The 18,705-nt window shown below is 67.6% G+C and carries 17 protein-coding genes; 2 read left to right on the forward strand and 15 right to left on the reverse strand.

Annotation, left to right across the window (positions count from 1 at the left end):
* Positions 1-10 precede the first annotated feature (10 nt).
* The 15 genes from murC to F7D01_RS03020 form a co-directional block, all read right to left on the reverse strand.
* Positions 11-1,417 (reverse strand): UDP-N-acetylmuramate--L-alanine ligase, encoded by a 1,407-nt coding sequence (murC, locus tag F7D01_RS02950; RefSeq protein WP_215228765.1) that lies wholly within the window; start codon positions 1,415-1,417, stop codon positions 11-13.
* Complete coding sequence (gene murG, locus F7D01_RS02955) at positions 1,414-2,637, reverse strand: undecaprenyldiphospho-muramoylpentapeptide beta-N-acetylglucosaminyltransferase (protein ID WP_215228766.1); 1,224 nt, start codon at positions 2,635-2,637, stop codon at positions 1,414-1,416. The genes murC and murG overlap by 4 nt, the downstream gene beginning before the upstream one ends.
* Positions 2,634-3,857 carry an FtsW/RodA/SpoVE family cell cycle protein gene (locus F7D01_RS02960; protein WP_215228767.1) on the reverse strand — a complete coding sequence of 408 codons (1,224 nt, stop codon included), beginning with the start codon at positions 3,855-3,857 and terminating at the stop codon, positions 2,634-2,636. The genes murG and F7D01_RS02960 overlap by 4 nt, the downstream gene beginning before the upstream one ends.
* The gene (murD, locus tag F7D01_RS02965) at positions 3,854-5,185 is read right to left on the reverse strand and encodes a UDP-N-acetylmuramoyl-L-alanine--D-glutamate ligase (RefSeq protein WP_215228768.1); all 1,332 of its coding nucleotides are present in this window, start codon (positions 5,183-5,185) and stop codon (positions 3,854-3,856) included. Before murD ends, F7D01_RS02960 begins: the two co-directional genes overlap by 4 nt.
* The gene (gene mraY / locus F7D01_RS02970; RefSeq protein WP_215228769.1) at positions 5,182-6,252 is read right to left on the reverse strand and encodes a phospho-N-acetylmuramoyl-pentapeptide-transferase; all 1,071 of its coding nucleotides are present in this window, start codon (positions 6,250-6,252) and stop codon (positions 5,182-5,184) included. Before mraY ends, murD begins: the two co-directional genes overlap by 4 nt.
* 20 nt (positions 6,253-6,272) lie before the next feature.
* Positions 6,273-7,739: a UDP-N-acetylmuramoyl-tripeptide--D-alanyl-D-alanine ligase gene (gene murF / locus F7D01_RS02975; protein WP_215228770.1), complete on the reverse strand. Its 1,467-nt coding sequence runs from the start codon at positions 7,737-7,739 to the stop codon at positions 6,273-6,275.
* A complete protein-coding gene (locus F7D01_RS02980; protein ID WP_215228771.1) occupies positions 7,736-9,217 on the reverse strand; it encodes a UDP-N-acetylmuramoyl-L-alanyl-D-glutamate--2,6-diaminopimelate ligase in 1,482 nt (493 codons plus the stop codon). Before F7D01_RS02980 ends, murF begins: the two co-directional genes overlap by 4 nt.
* Entirely contained in the window at positions 9,214-10,944 is a 1,731-nt protein-coding gene (locus F7D01_RS02985) for a penicillin-binding protein 2 (RefSeq protein WP_251567015.1), read from the reverse strand. The genes F7D01_RS02980 and F7D01_RS02985 overlap by 4 nt, the downstream gene beginning before the upstream one ends.
* A complete protein-coding gene (locus F7D01_RS02990; protein WP_215228772.1) occupies positions 10,941-11,468 on the reverse strand; it encodes a hypothetical protein in 528 nt (175 codons plus the stop codon). Before F7D01_RS02990 ends, F7D01_RS02985 begins: the two co-directional genes overlap by 4 nt.
* Positions 11,465-12,403 (reverse strand): 16S rRNA (cytosine(1402)-N(4))-methyltransferase RsmH, encoded by a 939-nt coding sequence (gene rsmH, locus F7D01_RS02995; protein WP_215228773.1) that lies wholly within the window; start codon positions 12,401-12,403, stop codon positions 11,465-11,467. Before rsmH ends, F7D01_RS02990 begins: the two co-directional genes overlap by 4 nt.
* Positions 12,400-12,903 carry a division/cell wall cluster transcriptional repressor MraZ gene (locus F7D01_RS03000; protein ID WP_215228774.1) on the reverse strand — a complete coding sequence of 168 codons (504 nt, stop codon included), beginning with the start codon at positions 12,901-12,903 and terminating at the stop codon, positions 12,400-12,402. Before F7D01_RS03000 ends, rsmH begins: the two co-directional genes overlap by 4 nt.
* Before the next feature lie 316 nt (positions 12,904-13,219).
* Complete coding sequence (locus F7D01_RS03005; protein WP_215228775.1) at positions 13,220-14,026, reverse strand: Gldg family protein; 807 nt, start codon at positions 14,024-14,026, stop codon at positions 13,220-13,222.
* Positions 13,998-14,273, reverse strand: a complete 276-nt coding sequence (locus F7D01_RS03010; RefSeq protein WP_215228776.1) for a hypothetical protein — start codon at positions 14,271-14,273, stop codon at positions 13,998-14,000. Before F7D01_RS03010 ends, F7D01_RS03005 begins: the two co-directional genes overlap by 29 nt.
* Positions 14,231-15,385: a cysteine synthase A gene (locus F7D01_RS03015; protein WP_215228777.1), complete on the reverse strand. Its 1,155-nt coding sequence runs from the start codon at positions 15,383-15,385 to the stop codon at positions 14,231-14,233. The genes F7D01_RS03010 and F7D01_RS03015 overlap by 43 nt, the downstream gene beginning before the upstream one ends.
* Positions 15,386-15,486: 101 nt before the next feature.
* Positions 15,487-15,804, reverse strand: a complete 318-nt coding sequence (locus tag F7D01_RS03020; protein ID WP_215228778.1) for a 2Fe-2S iron-sulfur cluster-binding protein — start codon at positions 15,802-15,804, stop codon at positions 15,487-15,489.
* Positions 15,805-15,903: 99 nt separating this feature from the next.
* On the opposite strand from F7D01_RS03020, the gene F7D01_RS03025 reads away from it, so the two are divergent.
* Positions 15,904-16,521 (forward strand): DNA-3-methyladenine glycosylase, encoded by a 618-nt coding sequence (locus tag F7D01_RS03025; RefSeq protein ID WP_215228779.1) that lies wholly within the window; start codon positions 15,904-15,906, stop codon positions 16,519-16,521.
* 88 nt (positions 16,522-16,609) lie between these two features.
* Positions 16,610-18,691 (forward strand): alpha/beta fold hydrolase, encoded by a 2,082-nt coding sequence (locus tag F7D01_RS03030; protein ID WP_371819673.1) that lies wholly within the window; start codon positions 16,610-16,612, stop codon positions 18,689-18,691.
* The last annotated feature ends 14 nt before the right edge of the window (positions 18,692-18,705 follow it).

Raw genomic sequence — 18,705 nt, forward strand, 5'->3', positions numbered from 1 at the left:
TTCCCGCCCCTCACGCGCGCGCCCTTTCGATGGCTTCGGGAAGGCCGGCCGCCCATTTGGTGATGTCGCCCGCGCCGAGACACACGATCAGGTCGCCTTCTTCGATGTCCTGGGCCAGCGCCTGCGCGAGATCGCCCTGGTCGCGCACCGTCCGCGCATTGCGATGGCCGCGCAATTGCAGGCCGCCCACCAGCGTCTCCGCATCGACGCCATCCACCGGGTCCTCACCCGCGGCATAGACCGGGGTAACATAGACGCGGTCGGCGTCGTTGAAGCAGTTCTGGAAGTCTTCCATCAGGTCGCCGAGCCGCGAATAGCGGTGCGGCTGCATCACCGCGAGCACGCGGTTACCGGTGCTCTCGCGCGCGGCGGCCAGCACGGCGCGAATTTCCACCGGGTGGTGCGCATAGTCGTCGATCACAGTCGCGCCGCCGACGGTACCGACCCGGGTGAAGCGGCGTCGCACTCCGCCGAACTGGCCAAAGCCGTCGCGAATGACGCCGTCGCCGCAACCCATCTCGATCGAGACCGCAATCGCGGCAAGCGCGTTCTGCACGTTGTGACGCCCCGGCATCGGCAGTTCGACGCCCTCGATCCGCCGATCCTGTTCCCCCCGCTGGCGCACGATCACGTCGAACCGGCTACCACCCTTGTGCGGCTGCACGTTGATGCCGCAGATGTCGGCCTGGAGCGAGAAGCCGTAGGTCACCACGCGCCGGTCGCGGACCTTGCCGATCACCGCCTGCACCTCCGGATGGTCGATACACAGGATCGCCGCGCCGTAGAACGGGACGTTGTGGATGAAGTCGACGAAGGCGCGCTTCACCCCGTCGAAATCGCCGTAATGGTCGAGATGTTCGGGATCGATATTGGTCACGACCGCGATCGTGCCGTCGAGCCGCAGGAAGCTACCGTCGCTCTCGTCCGCCTCGACCACCATCCAATCGGAATCGCCCAGCCGCGCGTTGGAGCCGTACTGCTCGATGATCCCGCCATTGATAACGGTCGGGTCGATGCCGCCAGCATCGAGCAGCGCGGCGATCATGCTGGTGGTCGTCGTCTTGCCATGCGTACCCGCGATCGCGACCGTGCTTTTGAGGCGCATGAGCTCGGCCAGCATCTCGGCGCGCCGGACGACGGGCACCCGGTTTTCCAGCGCGGCGGCCACTTCGGGATTGGTCCGCTTCACCGCAGTGGAGGTCACCACCACCGACGCGCCTTCCACGTTCTCGGCAACATGGCCGATCATCACCTCGATCCCGCGGGCGCGCAGCCGCTCGACCGTCTGGCTTTCCGACAGGTCGGAGCCCTGCACCTGGTAACCGAGATTGTGCATCACCTCGGCAATGCCGGACATGCCGATCCCGCCAATGCCGACGAAGTGGATCATCCCGATATTGGTCGGCACGCCCCTCATGCCGCGGTGTCCCGCGCAGCTTCGCGACTGGCACCCTGACCCACGGCGACGCCCTGCGACGCGCCGCGCGCATTGTTCGCGCCCACTTTGATCACATCCATCATTTCCGCCCCGCCGAAGCTTTCGACCAGATCGGCGAGGTCCTTCGCCGCGTCGGGTCGCCCGCAATTCCACGCCGCATGCGCCGCGGTGGCGAGCGTCTCGTGCCGCTGGCTCAGCGCCTGGATCTGCTTGGCCAGGGCCTTCGCGGTGAACTCGCTCTGCCGGATCATCCGCGCGCCGCCCGCTTTCACGATCTCGCGCGTATTGGCCGCCTGGTGATCGTCGGTCGCGATCGGCAGCGGGATCAGGATCGCCGGGCGTCCCACCGCGGTCAGTTCGGCAATGGTGGAGGCCCCGGCGCGACCGATGAACAGATGCGCATCGGCGAGCCGCGCCGCCATATTCTCGAAATAGGTGCCGAGTTCGGCGGGGATGTCGTGGCTGCGATAGCGCTCGCGCACCGCCTCCAGATCCTCTGGCCGGCACTGCTGCGTGACCTGCAACCGCTGACGCAGGGCGGTCGGCAGCATGGCGAGCCCGTCCGGCACCACTTCGGACAGGACTCGCGCACCCTGGCTGCCGCCGGTAACGAGCACCTTGAGCAAGCCGTTCTCGGTGAAGGGCGGGAACGGCTCGTCGCGCAGGCTCAGCACCTCCGGGCGTACCGGATTGCCGACCAGTTCCACCTTGTCCCGGTGCTGCGCCGGCAGGCGCTCGACCACCGGGTAAGCGGTCGCGATCGCGCGGACATTGCCTGCCATCAGCCGGTTCACGCGGCCCAGCACCGCGTTCTGTTCGTGCAGCACCACTGGGATTTTTTCGGCATTGGCGCCCATGACCGCAGGCAGTGCGGGATAGCCGCCGAAGCCGACGACGGCGCTCGGCTGGAAATTGGCGAACAGGCGGCGGGCCATGGCCCGGCCCTGCAGCACCGCGCCGATCGCCTTGGGCCAGCCAAGCGGGTTCTTGCCGAAGCGGCCCGCCGGGATGACGTGGATCGGCAGATCGTCCGGCTTGCCCGGAATCGCAGCGCCCCGCGCATCGGTGAGGAGCGCGACGTGGTGCCCGCGCGCGTGCAGTTCGTCCGCCAGCGCGAAGGCGGGAATCAGGTGACCGCCGGTGCCCCCGGCGGCGAGAACGTAATGGCGCGAAGCCCCGGTGCGGGTCGTGCCGGTCATTGCGATGTCTCCCGTGTCGCGAACAGGGCCCGGAGCCCCTGCGTCTCCCGCGTGATGAAGGGGTTTCGCCGCGTGAGCGCGAGCAGCAGCCCGACCGCCAGACATACCGCGATGGTCGACGAACCGCCATAGCTCACCAGCGGCAGCGTCATACCCTTCGACGGGAAGAGCCGCAAATTGACGAGGATGTTGATGAAGGCCTGTCCGCCAAGCTGTGTCACCAGCCCGGCCGAAGCGAGCAGCGCGAAGAGGTTTTCCTCCTCCACCAGCCGCACCAGCACCCGGGTGACGATGGCGAGATAGAGCGCCACCACGATGGCGCATACGATCAGCCCGAATTCCTCCCCGATGACCGAGAAGATATAATCGGTATGCGCTTCGGGCAGCTGCATCTTGCGCAGCCCCAGCCAGAACCCCGTGCCCGACCAGCCGCCCGCCAGCAGGGTCCGCTGCGCCAGGTCCACCTGGTCGAATGCAACGCCCCCGCCGAAGAAGGAATCGATCCGGTGACGGGCGTTGTCGTAGAACAGATAGGCCAGGCCGAGCGCGCCCATCCCGCCGCCGATAAACGCGCCGACCCGGATCAGCGGCATGCCGGAAAGCGTCAGTAGCACCAGCCACACCCCGCCGAACAGGATGGCATCGCCCAAATTGGGTTGCAGCATCAGCAGGCCGCCGACCAGCACCATCAGCCCGGTCGCCACGCTGAGCACGGGGAGGTTGGGATCGCGCAGCCGCCATGACAGGACCCAGGCGAGCAGGATCGCGAAGCCCGGCTTCAGGAATTCCGACGGCTGGAAGCTGAAACCCAGATTGATCCAGCGCTTCGCCCCGTTGACCTCGTAACCCAGCACAGGAACAAAGACGAGCGCGCCCAGCATCGCCACGGCCAGCACGATGCCGAGCCGGCGGGCATGCTCGCGGTCGAGAAACGAAGCGCCGATCATCGCGCACAGGCCCAGTATCTGCCAGCGCAAGTGCGCCCAGAAGAAATAGAGGTCGGGCAAGGTGACTTCGCCACTGGAGAGACGCCGCGCCGATGCAGGGGAGGCCGCCGCGACCGCGATGCTGCCCATCGCCATCAGGCACAGGACCAGCGCCAGCAGGACGCGGTCGATCTCGCGCCACCAGATCTTCACTTCGGACCAGCGCCCGGTCGCGCGCCGCACCGGTGCACCGGTGCGCGCGGGGCTGCCAGGAACATAGGGCCGCGAACTCATGCCGCGTGGTCCCCGCTGCCGCCATCATTCAGAATGGCGTCGACCAGCTGGCGGAAATGATCGCCGCGCTGCTCGTAATCACGAAACTGGTCGAAGCTGGCGCAGGCGGGCGAGAGCAGCACGACGTCGCCCCGCTTCGCGTTCAGAACCGCGCGGCGCACCGCCTCGCACAGCAATTCGCAGCGGTTCACGGGTACGCGGCCTTCCAGCAACTCCGCAAACCGCGGCCCCGAATCGCCGATGGTGTAGGCGGCGGCGATGTTTCCGAGATGCTGCTCGCACTCGCCCAGCCCGTCTTCCTTCGCCAGCCCGCCGACGATCCAGTGTACGCGGGGGTCCGGGTCCGGGGGCCAGGCGGCGAGCGCAGGAGCGGCGGAGGCGGTGTTGGTCGCCTTGCTGTCGTTGAGATAGATCACGCCCGCATGCTCGCGGACTACTTCCATTCGGTGCGGCAGGCCGCGGAAGGTGCGCAGACCATGGACGATTTGGTCATCCCGAATGCCCAATCCGCGGCACACGGCGACTGCGGCTTGTGCATTCTGCAGGTTATGCGGGCCTTGGAGACTTGGCCACTGACTCTGATTGGCCGGGAGTCCGACCATGTCGATAAATTGGATCGGAAGATTATCGGGCGCACCATCAAGAACGTCCAGGTCCGACTCCGCGGCTTGCTCAACCACAGCAAGCCCTGTCGGCGTCTGCATCTTAAAGAGCCGCGCCTTGCTCGCCGCATAGGCTTCGAAACTCTCGTACCGATCCAGATGATCGGGCGTCACGTTCAACAACACCGCTACATCGCAATCGAGCGTGTGCGTCAGGTCGATCTGGTAGCTCGACAGTTCGAGGACATAGACCCCGCCCTCGGGTAGCGGATCGCCTTCCAGCACTGGAATGCCGATATTGCCGCCCATCCGCGTCGGCACACCCGCGGTCTGGAGGATGTGATGCACCAGCGCGGTGGTCGTGCTCTTGCCATTGGTGCCGGTGATGCCGACCACCTTGTGCGGCGGCAGCGTGGGGCGCGCCTGCGCGAACAGCTCGATATCGCCGATAACCGGCACGCCGAAGCTATGCGCGCGCGGGCCGATCGGGTGGGTGTTGAGCGGCACGCCGGGCGACACGACGACACCGTCGAACCCGGTCAGGTCCTCCGCCAGCGGGTCGCCGATGCGGGCGCGCCCGGCCAGCTTCTCGCGCGGCTCGTCCTGCCGGTCCCACGCGAGCACCTCCGCCCCGCTCGCGAGCAGCGCCTCAGCCGTGGCCATGCCCGATCGGGCGAGACCGAGGACGGCGAAGCGCTTGCCGGACCAGGTGGGGTTCGTGATCATCGCAGCTTGAGCGTCGCCAGCCCGATCAGCGCGAGCACGATGGCGATGATCCAGAACCGGATCACGACCTTGCTCTCGCTCCAGCCGAGTTGTTCGAAATGGTGGTGGACGGGGGCCATGCGGAACACGCGCTTGCCCGTCCGCTTGAACCAGAACACCTGAATGATGACCGACAGCGCCTCGAACACGAACAGGCCACCGACGATGGCGAGCACGATCTCGTGGTGGCTTGCCACCGCGATCGCGCCCAGCGCGCCGCCCAGCGCGAGACTGCCGGTATCGCCCATGAACACCGCCGCCGGGGGCGCGTTGAACCACAGGAAGGCGAGCCCCCCGCCCATGATCGCGGCGCAGAAGATCGCCAGCTCGCCCGCACCCGGCACATGCGGAATGCCGAGATAGCTCGAAAAGTCGGCACGGCCCGCGAGGTAGCAGATGATGGCGAAGGTGCCCGACGCGATGATGACCGGCATGATCGCCAGGCCGTCCAGCCCGTCGGTCAGGTTCACCGCATTGCCCGCCCCCACGATCACCACCGCTGCGAAGACGTAGTAGAACGGCCCCAGCGGAATCGCCTGGTTCGATATGAAGGGGACGTAGAGCCAGGTGCTGATCTGGCTGACCACGATGTAGCTCGCGATCCCCGCCACGATGAATTCCAGCAACAGGCGAACCTTGCCCGAAACGCCGCGGTGGCTGTTCTTCGTCACCTTGTCGAGATCGTCCATGAAGCCGATCGCGCCGAAACCCACGGTCACGGCGACGCAGGCCCAGACGAACGGGCTGGACAGGTCCATCCAGATCAGCAGGCTGAGGATCAACGACAGCAGGATCATCAGCCCGCCCATGGTGGGCGTGCCGCGCTTCGCCAGATGCGTCTGCGGCCCGTCCTCGCGGATCGGCTGCCCCTTCCCCTGCCGCACGCGCAGCAGGTCGATCAGACGCGGGCCGACGATCAGGCCGATGACGAGCGCGGTCATCAGCGTCGCGCCTGCGCGGAAGGTCTGGTAGCGAACGAGGTTCAGCGGTCCTGCGTAATCCAGCCAATCGGCGAGCAGATAGAGCATGCGGCCTTCCCGGCTCCCCTTCAGTTGCGGCGGGTGAAGTGGTCCACCAGCCTGCCGAGCCCGACCGAGTTCGACCCCTTGACCAGGATCGCGTCCCCCGGGACGAGGCCGTATTCCTGCAGCGCGGCTATCGCCTCGGCCGGACCTTCGCAATGGGCGAAGCCGTGCGCCGGCGGAAGGGGGGTGGCGGTCGGTTTCCCCAGTTCGCGCGCGAGGGGGAGCATTTCCTCGCCCACCAGCACCGCGAAGTCGACCTGCGTCGCGCGCAGCGGCTCCGCCAGCTGCGCATGGAAACCATCCGAAAAGTCGCCCAGCTCCTTCATGCTGCCGAGCACCGCGATGCGGCGACCGGCTGGCGTCTGGCCGAGTTGCGCCAACGTTGCGCGCATGGAGGCGGGGTTGGCGTTGTAGCTTTCGTCGATCAGCAGCGCCTTGCCGCCCGGCACGCCGATCTGGTGTCGCGCGCCGCGCCCCTTCAGCCCGCCCATCTCCGCCAGCGCGAGACCGGCGGCGGCCAGGTCGCCGCCCGCTGCCTTCACCGCCGCCAGGACGGCGAGTGCGTTCGAGACCCAATGCTCGCCCGGCTCCGCGACCGAACAGCACAGCCGCGTATCGCCCACCTGCGCGGTAATCAGCGAGCCGCCATTCGCGGCCGGGATCGCATCGAGCAGGCGCACGTCCGCCCCCGCCCCGCGCCCGAAGGCCATGACCCGCGCGCCGATCTTGGTCGGGTGATCGCGCAGCCGCTCGAAATGCGGGTTGTCGAACGGGATGACCGCGACCCCGCCCGGTTCGAGCCCGGCGAAGATCTCCGCCTTGGCATCGGCGATCGCCTCCTCGCTGCCGAGGTTCTCGATATGGGCAGGCGCGATGGTGGTGACCACCGCGACATGCGGGCAGACCTGCCGGGTCAGCCCGGCGATCTCGCCCGCGTGGTTCATGCCCATTTCGAACACGCCGTAACGCGCGCGGGCAGGCATGCGCGCCACACTGAGCGGCACACCGACATGATTGTTGTAGCTGCGCACCGAACGATGCGCCTGCCCGCGGCTGGAACGGTCCAGCGCGGCGAAGATCGCCTCCTTCACGCCGGTCTTGCCGACCGACCCGGTGACGCCGATCCGCTTCGCATCGGAGCGCATCCGCGCGGCGGCGGCAAGGGCGTGGAGCGCGGCGGTGGTATCCTCCACCAGCACATGCGGTCCATCGACCGGGCGATCGACCAGCGCGGCGGCAGCTCCGGACGCAAAGGCTTTCTCGACGAAACGGTGGCCGTCCATCGCATCGCCTTTCAGCGCGACGAACAGGTCGCCCGAACGCACATCGCGGCTGTCCATCTCAACCCCCGCGCACTGGAACGCGGTGCTGGCCGTACCCCCGGTCGCGGCGGCGATCTCTTCCGACGTCCACAGCGCCAGGCCGAGCCGGTCGCGTGCGACGCGCGGCCACTGGCGCAGCGCGGGATGCGGCTGGCGCAACGCGCTCATGCCTCGTCTCCCGATCCGGAGGCGCATTCGCGCGCCACCGTCACATCGTCGAACGGCAATATTTTCATATCGTCTCCCGAGCCCACGATCTGGCCCTGTTCGTGTCCCTTGCCCGCGATCAGGACGATGTCGTCCGCGCCGGCCATACCGATCGCGGTCGCGATGGCATCGCGTCGGCTGCCGATCTCGCGAATATTGCCATCACCCGCTCCGGCCAGCACCGCGGCCCGGATCGCGCCCGGGTCCTCCCCGCGCGGATTGTCGTCGGTAACGATGGCGATGTCGGAAGCGCGCGCGGCGACTTCGCCCATCGGGGCGCGCTTGCCGGTATCGCGGTCGCCGCCTGCGCCGAAGACGGTGATCAGCCTGCCGTTCACATGCGGGCGCAGCGCCTCGATCGCGGCCTCCAGCGCTTCGGGCGTATGGGCGTAATCGATATAGACCGGCGCCCCGTCGCGCGTGATGACCGCGCGTTCGAGCCGCCCGCGCACCGGTTGAAGCCGCGCGACCCCGTCCCACACGCGGGCCGGGTCCGTACCCGTCGCGATGGCGAGCCCCGCCGCGACCAGCGCGTTCGATACCTGGTATGCGCCGATCAGCGGCAGGCGCAGCTTACGCGTTTCGCCTCCGGTTTCGAGCGTCAGGTCCTGCCCGAGCTGGGTCGGCGATCGATCGACCAGGCGGATGTCGCTGCCGTCCGTGCCCACGGTAAACGGCTTGAGACCCCGCCGCTGCGCATGATCGATCGCGCGTGCGCACCAGTCGCCGCCATCGGTCCAGATCACCGCGCTGCCGCCATCGACCACCACCTCGTCGAACAGGCGCATCTTGGCCGCGAAATAATCGTCCATGTCGACGTGGTAGTCGAGATGGTCGCGGCTGAGATTGGTGAAGGCGGCCGCCGCGACGGGCAGCCCCTCGTTGCGGTATTGCGACAGACCGTGGCTGGACGCTTCGTAGGCGATGTGCGTCACCCCCTCGCGCGCCAGCCCGCTGACATTGGACAGGAAGGTCACGATATCGGGCGTGGTCAGCCCGGTCGAAACGCTCTCGTCCGGCGTGGTGACGCCCAGCGTGCCGATGCTCGCCGCGCGCTCGCCCGCCATGCGCCACAGCTGGCGCGTCATCTCTACGGTGGAGGTCTTGCCGTTGGTGCCCGTCACCGCGACGATGGTATCGGGCACCGGCTTGAAGAACTGCGCGGCCAGCAGCGCGAAGGCGCGGCGCGGATTGGCGTCGGCGAAGTGGAATGCGCCCTCGACCCGCGCCTCCGGCCGGGCGACCACTGCGATCGCGCCGCTTTCGATGGCGGAAGGGATGAAGTCCTCGCCATTCACCTTCGCGCCGCGAAAGGCACCGAATACGGTACCGGGGGCGACCTTGCGATGGTCGATCGCGAAGCCGGTGACGTTCTTGCCCCCGACGGGATCGTCGGCGAGGTCGAAACCGGCCTGGTAGGCGAGATCGGCGAGTTTCATTCGGCCGCCACTCCCGCTTCCGGCACCATCGGGCGCAGGTCGGAGATATCGACGTCGCGAGTCTCGTCGGGCCGCACGCCCAGCAAGGGGCCGATACGCGGCACCAGCCGCCCGACGATAGGGGCCGCGTTCCAGGCGGCGGTGCGCTGGTAGGAGCTCGCCAGCGTGCCCTTCGGCTCGTCCAGCATGGAGATCACCACATAGCGCGGATGATCCATCGGGAAGGCCGCCGCGAAGGTCGAGATCAGCAGCTTCTTCTGATAACCGTGCGCGCCCGGCTTCTCCGCCGAGCCGGTCTTGCCCCCGACGCGATAGCCCGGCGCGTCGGCGCTGCGACCGGTGCCGTACGAGGTGATCATGCGCAGCAACTGGCGCATGCGCGAGCTGGTCGATTCCTTGAACACCCGCCGTCCGCGCGGGGCATGTCCGGGCGCGACCTTGTACAGGGTGGCCGGACGCCAGATCCCGCCATTGACCATCGCGGCGTAGGCGCTCGCGAGGTGGAGCGGCGTGACCGCGATGCCGTGGCCGAAGCCGACCGTCATCGTGCGCAGGCGCGGCCAGTCCTTGCCCGGCCAGATCGGAAAGCCCTTTGCCGGCAATTCGATATAGGGCCGCTCGTTCATGCCCAGATCGATCATGGTCTGGCGCAGCCTGGTGCTGCCGATCTGGTCGGCCAGTCGCGCGGTTACCGTGTTGGACGAATGGATCAGCGTTTCGGGAATGTTGAGCGTATTGCCCATGCTGTGGCTGTCGTGGATGGTGAAGCGCCCGACACGCAGCGGCGTCGCATCGTAACGTTTGCCGAAATCGCGCACGATACCCGCATCGATGGCGGAGGCTACGGTGATCGGCTTGAACGTCGATCCCAGCTCGTAAACCTGGTTCGTCACCCGGTTGAACATGTTGTCGACGCCCTGCTGGTCGAGATGGTTGGGATCGAATTCGGGGAGGGAGGCCAGCGCCAGCACCTCGCCCGTTTCCACGTCGAGCACGATGCCCGCCGCGCCCTTCGCCTCGACCGAGCGCATGCCGCGGCTCAGCTCGTCCTCCAGCGCGCCCTGCACGCGCATGTCGATCGACAGCGCCACCGGCGCCCCTCGACGCGCGGGGTCGGACAGGCGATCCTGCAGCACCTCTTCCATGCCGACCTTGCCCTTGCCGTCGGCACCGACATAGCCGAGGACGTGCGCGGCCATGGAGCCTTGCGGATAGTAGCGGTCGGCCTCCTCCGGCAATTCCAGCGCCAGTTCGCCGATGTCGAACACCCGGTTCGCTTCCTCGGGCAGAACGTGCCGGCGCAGATAGCCCCGCTTGCCAGAGGCGAGCCGCCGCGCGACCACCGCTTCGTCCAGATCGGGGAAGATCGCCTTCAGCTCGCGCGCGACGAGCTGGGGCGAGCGCACCAGCGGCGCGCCATCCTCGCCCAGCGCCTCGGGATTGAACCACAGCGCGCGCGCGGGATAGTTGCGCGCCAGCGACATGCCGTTGCGGTCGACGATTTCCCCGCGCGGCGGCAGCAACGCCTGTTGCAGGTTCATCGGACCGCTGCCTGCGCCGCTCATCCCGAAGAACACGATCCGCAACAGCGCGAGCAGCGCCAGAACGGCGAACCCGCCCGCAACCATCAGCACGCGCATCTTCGCGGTCAGCACGGCGATCCGTCGATCGGCGACGATGCGCGACCGGCCATAGGTGATGGGGGGATCGATGGCGAAGGCGTTCACTGCGCGATCTCGGCCCCCGGCTGGAACGAGACGCCTGCCGCCAGGCGCTGACCCAGCGAACCGCGCATGTCGGCGGTCAGCGAGCGGCCGCTTTCCTTCTCGTCCGCGACCTCGTCATCCTTGGCCGCGAGTTCGGCGATGCCGGTCAGCGGGTTGACCATCGCGGGAAGCTCACCCTCGTCGATGGCGCGTGCCACGCGGATGGGGCTCGGCGCGCCGGGGCCGGGCAGCGAACCCAGGCTCGCCAGCTGGCGCTCGTTTTCCAGATACTGGTCGGCGCGCGGCGCCTGATAGCCGAAATCGACCGCGTTCCAGTCCGACAGCTGGCGCTGGTTGGAACGGGTCTCGAATTCGGTTTCGAGGCGGGAGGTCTCGCGTTCGAGCGCGACGATCTGCCGCTCGGCGCGAACAACCTCGCTCTTCACCGTGCGCACCTGGAAGGTAAGCGCCAGGAACAGGGCGAAGGTCGCGCCCAGGACGACTGCCCAGCCCATGCGGCGCAGGCGGCTACCACCGATCATCATGCGGCCTCCTTGCGTGCGGGAATGTCGGTGCGCACCGCGCTTCGCAGCGTGGCGGAGCGGGCGCGGGGGTTGCGCGCCACCTCTGCCTCGCCCGGCCGCACGGCGCGCGAGACTTGCGAAAAGACGGCCGGCGGCTGCTCCTGGAGGGGGAGGTGTCGGGAGCCGCCGCCGGTCGCTTCGGAAGCGTCCTTGAGGAAGCGCTTCACGATCCTGTCTTCGAGCGAATGGAAGCTGACCACCGCGAGCCGTCCGCCGGGCCGCAACAGCGTCTCGGCGGCGGCGAGGCCGTGGCGCAATTCGTCGAGCTCGGCGTTCACATGGATGCGGACCGCTTGGAAGGTGCGGGTCGCCGGGTCCTTCGGCGCGCCGGGGCGATAGCCCAGCGCCTTGCGTACGACATGGGCGAGTTCGCCGGTGGTCGAAAGCGGGCGCGCGGCGACGATGGCGCGCGCTACCCGGCGCGACTGGCGTTCCTCGCCATAGGTGTAGAGCACGTCGGCGATCGCGCCCTCGTCCGCGGCGTTGAGGAAATCGGCGGCGCTTTCGCCCTCCTGGCTCATCCGCATGTCGAGCGGGCCGTCGGCGGAGAAGGCGAAGCCCCGCTCCCCCTGGTCGAGCTGCATGGAGGAAACGCCGATGTCGAACATGATCCCGTCGACGCTGGCGATCCCGGCCTCGGCAAGGGTGCGCACCATGGCGGAAAAGCGTGCGGGGTGGAGGACCAGCCGCTCACCGAACTCCGCCTCCATCGGCGCAGCCGCGGCGATCGCATCGGGATCGCGGTCGAACGCATGGACTTGCGCCCCGCGTTCGAGCACGGCGCGCGTATAGCCGCCGGCGCCGAAGGTCGCGTCGACGATGACGTCGCCCGGTTGCGGATCAAGCGCTTCGATCACCTCTTCCAGCAGCACGGGAATATGCGGGGACGCGCTCACTTGCCCTTCCCCTTGCCCTTGGCGGAAGCTTCGGCGACCAGCGCGGCGCAGGCTGCCTTGGCGGCGGCGAATTCGTCGCCCATGCGCGCGATCTCGGCCGGGTTCCACGCGGTGAAGAACCGGCCCGCGCCCTGGAAGAACAGCCCGTCCTCGATATCGGCGAGATCGCGCAGATAGTCCGGCATCACGAAGCGGCCGCTGTCGTCGAAGGGGATGGTGGCGAAGCCGTTCAACTGGAGCGAACGCTGCTCGCGGTCGAAATCGCGCCCGAACTTGAACGCCATTTCTTCCTCGCGGTCGAGCTGCGCCTCGAATTCGTCCATGCGCGAAAGGCCGAAGCCGACGAGGCAATTCCAGCGGTCGTGCTTGGTCAGGCACAGCGTGCGGCCATCGGAGGAGAGTTTGACGGCGTTGCGGAAGGCAGGGGGCAGCACGAAGCGCCCCTTGTCGCCTGCAGGCGAATAAGCCTGTCCGCTAAACCCTCTGAACCCCTCGGCCACGTGCCCCTACACCCCAGGAAATTGAACGCCTCCCTCGGACATCGGCACGACTTCTCCGCTGTCGCCCGCACGATATCGCGAGCGACCTGCCCTTGTGGCAGCGCAAAGCACGTCGGCCTGTCCGTTGGCATTTCTTGTTACCGCGTGCCCGCGCGGGATTAAAGGGGAAATCTGGTTTTTTTACGGGATAGCGCGGTAATAGTTTGTTTTCTTTCGCTATTTTCGCGAAGCGCGTCCCGCTATGCCTAACGGAACCTTTACGGCACCCCTCGCGGCAAATATCGGAAATCCGGGGTTTCGGAAGACTCGTGTTGGATCACGGCGCAGCTGTTCCCGCGTTATCCCCGCTTCCGTCCCGTGCCATCCCTACCAGTTCCCGCAGCGCCTTTGGCGACTCGGGTGTCTCGAATCCCGCCTCCAGCAGAGTCGCATCGGCGACCGCCACGACGCGCCCCGTTCCGATGCGGCAATCGGCCATCAGATCGCCCGCCTCCAGCACGCAATCCGCGCTGGCTCCCCCGGCCGGCTCCCGCTTGGCGAAGCGACCCGCGCTCGCCACGGGGATGATGGCATCGGCCACCTGCACTTGCGTAACGGCGGTATCGTGACTTGGCGGGAGCAGCCGCAAGCCCCACCGGGCCAGGATCGGATCGAGCAGCGCGACATCCTGCGGCCGGCGCGGATCGCCCAGGGGATAGGCGGTTTCCCCCGACAGGAGGGGATCGGCGAAGATCAGAACGTGTCCGCCCGCGCGCACCCAGTCGTCCAGTGCGACGTTCTCCGGGCCGGACAGGGCGCGGGGCTGCGCCAGAACGAGGGTATCGATCCCCTGCAATGCCGACGCGTCCAGCGCATCGACGGGCACCAGGCGATAGGATCGTTCGAGCGCTTCCCGCGCCCAGTGCGATGCGTCCGAGTCTCCGCCGAGCGCGGTCAGTGCCCCGCCCTCCGGCCAGTAGATCGGCAGCGTGGACATGAGGCCGAGCGCCGGACGCGTCGCAGGGGGGCCATCGCGCTGCGGCAGTTGCGCGGGCTCCGCCGGCCCGCAGGCCGACAGGCAGACCGCCAGCATCGGGCCGAACAGCGCGCGCAAGCTAGGGTGCGGTGGGAGAGGGCGCGGCATCGCCCGCTTCCGGCAGGACCGGGCCATCGGGCACCGGGCTCTCGTCCGCCTTCTTCGGCAGGTCGGGGACGACGCCTGCATCCGCCAGCGGATCGTTCTTCTTGCCGTCGCTTTCGGCCACGGTCTGGACCGCTTCGGGCACCGCGGCATCGTCCGTCTGCTGCGCCCGGTCGGTGACGACGGTGGCGACGCCGATGGAAAGGATCATCGCGCCCAGGCCGAGCAACCCGACCTGCAGGCGCTGCATCGCCTCCCCGCGCGAGCCGCCCAGCGGGGCCGCGGCAATGCGCCCCTCACCCTTCCTGCGTTTTCCGACCAGCGCCATGGCGTGATTTCTACGCCGTCATTCCTGCCCCTGCAACCAGTCGGGCACCGGCAGGCCTTCGACCGCAGCCAGTCCGCGTCGTACAGCGTGGAGAGATAGCGAAAACCAGTATCGCACAGGATGGTGGCGACGCGCGGCGCCTCGCGCCCCTGTTCGACCAGCATCTTGCCCAGGGCGACCGCGCCCGCGACGTTGATCCCGCTCGACAGGCCCAGGCACAGCCCCTCCTCGCGCAGGAGCCGGGCGACCCATGCCAGGCCTTCCTCGTCCGAAATGCGGAACTGCGTGTCGATCGGCGCACCTTCCAGATTGCCGGTGATCCGGCCCTGCCCGATCCCTTCCGCGACGGACGATCCCTCCGCCTCCAGCTCGCCATGCGCGTAATAATTGTAGAGCGCCGCGCCATGCGGATCGGTCAGCGCGATCACGCAATCCTCGTCGTAGCTTTTCAGCCCCATGCCCGTGCCCGCGATCGTGCCGCCGGTGCCCGCCGCACAAGTGAAGCCGTCGATCCGCCCGTCCAGCTGTTCCCACAGCTCCTTCGCCGTACCCTCGATATGCGCCTTGCGATTGGCGGTGTTGTCGAACTGGTTCGCCCACACGGCGCCCTCGGTCTCTTCCGCCAGGCGGCGCGAGGTGTGCACGAAATGGCCCGGATTGGCGTATTTGGTCGGTGGCACCAGCACCAGCTCGGCCCCCAGCGCGCGCAGCGTGTCCATCTTCTCCCGGCTCTGGTTTTCCGGCATCACGATGATGGTGCGGTATCCGCGCGCATTGGCGACCAGCGCCAGGCCGATGCCGGTATTGCCCGCGGTCCCTTCCACGACCGTGCCGCCGGGCTTCAGCAGACCCTTCTCTTCCGCGTCGCGGACGATGAAGAGCGCCGCCCGGTCCTTTACCGAGGCGCCGGGGTTGGTGAATTCGCATTTGCCGAAGATGTCGCAGCCCGCGGCCTCGCTGGGTCCGGCCAGGCGAACCAGCGGTGTGTTGCCGATCAGCGAGAGCGTGTCGGCAGTCGTCATATGTGTCGTCATGCCATCCGCGCGTAAGCGGACGGTATTCGCGCGGCAAGGCAGATGCGCTTGCCGCCCTGCATCCTGAACTTCGCTGCCCGAAGGGACAGCGGGTTGCGGGATCAGTCCTCCGCCGCGATCGTGACCTTCAGCCCGTCGAGTTCGGGTTCGAAGGGGATCTGGCACGACAGGCGCGAATCCTCGTTGCGATGCTCGCTGCTCTCCAGCAGGTCGTCCTCGTCCTCGCCCAGCGGCGGCAGCTTGTCACGGAACGCGGGATCGACGTGGACGTGGCACGTCGCGCACGAGCAGCAGCCGCCGCACAGCGCCAGCAATTCGTCGAAGCCGTTGTCGCGGATCGCCTCCATCACGGTCAGCCCGTCGCCGACCTCGATCGTGCTTTCCTGGCCTTCGCGCGTGATCACCGTCAGTTTCGGCATGCTGTCATTCCACCTTGTGCGTGCGGCCTATCGGCCCGTTCGCGCGACTGCTAGACGCCCCGTTCCGTCAAGACAAGCGATGCACCGAGGGACGAGTGAATGGGCCTCAGCGCCGATCAGATCAGGAATGGGCTGGATGCCATCGCGGCGCACGACCCGCGTATGGCGCGCGCGCTGTCGGTGGCGGGCTATCCCGAACCGCGCATTCGCGAACGCGGCTATCGCACCATGTTGCGCACCATCGTCGGCCAGCAGGTGAGCGTCGCCTCCGCCGACAGCGTCTGGCGCAAGCTGGAGGCGGAACTGGGCGAAGACATTCCGGCAGCCGACCTGCTGGGGCGCGATTTCGACGCGTTGCGCGCCTGCGGCCTGTCGCGCCAGAAACAGGGCTACGTCCGCTCGCTGTGCGAACTCGTCGAGGCGCGGGAGATCGATTTCGAGAACCTGCCCGCCGACGACGAGGAAGCGATCGCCCTGCTTACTCGGATCAAGGGGATCGGACGCTGGTCGGCGGAAATCTACCTGCTCTTCGCGGAAGGTCGCCCCGATATCTGGCCCGCGGGCGATCTGGCGGTGCAGAAGGCGGTGGGCCGCATCGCGGGCCTGGACGAGGCACCGGGCGAGAAGGAAACCCGCGCCATCGGGGAGGACTGGCGCCCCCATCGCGGCGCGGCGGCGATCTTCACCTGGCACGCCTATTACGTGCCCACGCTCTGACGCCACGTAGCTGCCATCTCGACATCGCGCCGCGCGAGGCGCATACTCCCGCGCGGGTCGGAACTTTGCATCGCGAAGGAGAGCGCGCGTGTCGATCGGACCCGTTATTCGCAATACCTTGCTGGCCGGTATCGCGGTCGCGGCATTCCTTTCCACGCCGCAGGCCGCGCTGGCCGATCCTCACCAAACAGGACAATCGATGACCGCTGATACGCAGACCGCCCCGCTGATTCCGCGCGAGGCGCTGTTCGGAAACCCGACGCGCGCCGGGGCGCAGATCAGCCCGGACGGGAAATACATCTCGTGGCTGGCACCCCGCGACGGCACGCTCAATATCTGGCTGGCCCCGGCTGACGACCTCTCCGCGGCGAAGCCGATGACCGCATCGACCGACCGGCCCATCCGCAGCTATTTCTGGGCACCCGACGGGCAGAGCCTGCTCTACGTGCAGGACAAGGGCGGCGACGAGAATTTCCTGCTCTACGGTGTGAACGTCGCGACGGGTAAGGAGACCACCCTCACCCCGTTCGAAAACACGCGGGTCCAGCTGGTCGGCGCGTCGGACACGATCAAGGACAAGGTGCTGGTCGGCCTCAACAACCGCGATCCGCAATTGCACGACGTCTACAGCCTCGATCTCAACACCGGCGAACTGACCGAGCTGATCGAGAACGACGGCGGCTATGCCGGCTTCATGGCGGACGACAATCTCGACGTCCGCCTCGCCCTGCGGCAGAACCCGGCGGGCGGGATGGATTTCTTCAAGGTGGAGGACAACGTCGTCGCGGACGAGCCCTTCAGCTCGACCGATTTGGGCGATTCGCTGACGACCAGCCCCGCCGGCTTCACCCGCGACGGCCGGACCATGTACTGGTACGACAGCCGGGGGCGCAACACGGCGGCGCTGATGGCGATGGACATGGCGACCGGCGAGACCCGCCTGGTGGCCGAGGACGACAAGGCCGATATCGGCGGCTCGATCCGCGACAAGGATACCGGCGAGATCGAAGCCTATTCGGTCAATTACCTCAAGACCGAATGGACCGCGCTCGACCCCGACGTGAAGGCGGCGCTCGATTTTCTGGGCAGCAAGCTAGAGGGCGAGTTCGGCGTCCAGTCGCGGACCGACGACGACCGCAAGTGGATCGTGGGCAACGATCCGGTGATCGGGCCGAGCGCGGCCTATCTCTACGATCGCGACGCCGGGACGCTGGAACAGCTCTACGTCTCGCGCCCGGAGCTGACCGGGACGCCGCTGCAACCCATGCAGATGCTGGAGCTGACCAGTCGCGACGGGTTGACCCTGCCGACCTACCTGACCCTGCCGCCGGGCAGCGATGCCGACGGCGACGGCGTGCCCGACGCGCCGGTGCCGATGGTGCTGCTGGTGCATGGCGGGCCGTGGGCGCGCGACGCCTACGGCTTCAATTCCTATCACCAGTGGCTCGCCAATCGCGGCTATGCGGTGATGAGCGTCAATTATCGCGGCTCGACCGGCTTCGGGAAGGAGTTCATCAACGCGGCCAATCTCGAATGGTCGAAGAAGATGCACGACGACCTGATCGACGCGGTGGACTGGGCGGTCGAGAAGGGCATCGCGCCAAAGGACAAGGTCGCGATCATGGGCGGGTCCTACGGGGGCTACGCCACGCTGGTCGGCCTGACCTATACGCCGGAAACCTTCGCCTGCGGCGTTGACATCGTCGGCCCGTCCAACCTCGAGACGCTGCTGTCCACAATTCCGCCCTATTGGAAGCCGATGGTGGCGCAGTTCCACGAGCGGATGGGCGACCCGTCCACGCCCGAAGGCCTCGCCGCGCTGAAGGCCGCATCCCCGCTCTACAAGGCGGACAAGATCGTGCGCCCGCTGCTGATCGGCCAGGGCGCGAACGATCCGCGGGTCAATCAGGCGGAAAGCGACCAGATCGTGGAGGCGATGAAGGCGAAGGACATTCCCGTGACCTACGTCCTGTTCCCCGACGAGGGGCATGGCTTCGCCAAGCCGACCAACAACATCGCCTTCAACGCAGTGACCGAGAACTTCCTCGCCAGCTGCCTCGGCGGTCGGGCCGAACCGGTCGGAGACACGATGGAGGCATCGACCGCGCAGATCGTCGACGGCGCCGAATATGTGAAGGGCCTAGACACCGGTGACAATGTTGGAGGATAAGGCTCACGCCTCCC

Source organism: Erythrobacter sp. 3-20A1M (genome assembly GCF_018636735.1).
In the GTDB taxonomy this organism is placed as follows: domain Bacteria; phylum Pseudomonadota; class Alphaproteobacteria; order Sphingomonadales; family Sphingomonadaceae; genus Alteriqipengyuania.

Coding starts and splice junctions, on each gene's coding strand:
- murF (WP_215228770.1), bottom strand. CDS start 7,739: ATGAGCGCGTTGCGCCAGCCGCATCCCGCGCTGCGCCAGTGGCCGCGC.
- murG (WP_215228766.1), bottom strand. CDS start 2,637: ATGACCGGCACGACCCGCACCGGGGCTTCGCGCCATTACGTTCTCGCC.
- F7D01_RS03005 (WP_215228775.1), bottom strand. CDS start 14,026: ATGCCGCGCCCTCTCCCACCGCACCCTAGCTTGCGCGCGCTGTTCGGC.
- murC (WP_215228765.1), bottom strand. CDS start 1,417: ATGAGGGGCGTGCCGACCAATATCGGGATGATCCACTTCGTCGGCATT.
- F7D01_RS03020 (WP_215228778.1), bottom strand. CDS start 15,804: ATGCCGAAACTGACGGTGATCACGCGCGAAGGCCAGGAAAGCACGATC.
- F7D01_RS02960 (WP_215228767.1), bottom strand. CDS start 3,857: ATGAGTTCGCGGCCCTATGTTCCTGGCAGCCCCGCGCGCACCGGTGCA.
- F7D01_RS02980 (WP_215228771.1), bottom strand. CDS start 9,217: ATGAAACTCGCCGATCTCGCCTACCAGGCCGGTTTCGACCTCGCCGAC.
- mraY (WP_215228769.1), bottom strand. CDS start 6,252: ATGCTCTATCTGCTCGCCGATTGGCTGGATTACGCAGGACCGCTGAAC.
- F7D01_RS03010 (WP_215228776.1), bottom strand. CDS start 14,273: ATGCAGCGCCTGCAGGTCGGGTTGCTCGGCCTGGGCGCGATGATCCTT.
- F7D01_RS03025 (WP_215228779.1), top strand. CDS start 15,904: ATGGGCCTCAGCGCCGATCAGATCAGGAATGGGCTGGATGCCATCGCG.
- F7D01_RS03015 (WP_215228777.1), bottom strand. CDS start 15,385: ATGACGACACATATGACGACTGCCGACACGCTCTCGCTGATCGGCAAC.
- murD (WP_215228768.1), bottom strand. CDS start 5,185: ATGATCACGAACCCCACCTGGTCCGGCAAGCGCTTCGCCGTCCTCGGT.
- F7D01_RS02990 (WP_215228772.1), bottom strand. CDS start 11,468: ATGATGATCGGTGGTAGCCGCCTGCGCCGCATGGGCTGGGCAGTCGTC.